This window comes from Dyella sp. 01N448 (assembly GCF_056399225.1).
This window is the reverse complement of record NZ_JBFTQX010000035.1, coordinates 1-452: the sequence shown is the minus strand read 5'-3', so window position 1 is coordinate 452 and position 452 is coordinate 1. Positions and strand designations below refer to the sequence as shown.

The window sequence follows — 452 nt, the reverse complement described above, 5'->3', positions numbered from 1 at the left end:
GAGACGATATGCCCGCGCTTGCGGGGATCGAGGTAGCCCGGATCTTCCTGGCGAACGTAGTGCGGCAATCCCGTATTGAACAGCCAGGTGGAGTCCGGCGCGGCGACGGCGGCCAGGCCCTCGGCAAGTTTGCCCAGCATGCGGGGCGTGAGGTGTTCAACGACCTCAAYGCAGACGCCCGCGTCGAACTTCCCGGAGAGGGAGCCGACGTCGCCGACCACATAGTTCTYGTGTGTGCTGTGTTCCTCGGGCGGAAACAGCTCGACCGCGTGGAAAAGATCGGAATGCGCCGGAAAAGTGGCTGCCAGCTGGTCCAACAGATAGCCGGGGCCGGCACCCAGATCGAGGAAGCGGCGAACCTCCCTGCGTGCGTAAAGCACGGCTTCGCCTGCGCGAACCAGTCCGTCGCCCGAGGCGCGCTCACGCGCTGCCTTCAGTTCTTCGTTCCAGTA

1 protein-coding gene is annotated in these 452 nt (G+C 64.7%); it reads right to left on the bottom strand.

Features of this window, described 5'->3' with window-relative positions:
* On the bottom strand, positions 1-452 hold a 452-nt coding region (locus AC1DKY_RS21450), incomplete at both ends, for a class I SAM-dependent methyltransferase (protein ID WP_441611688.1).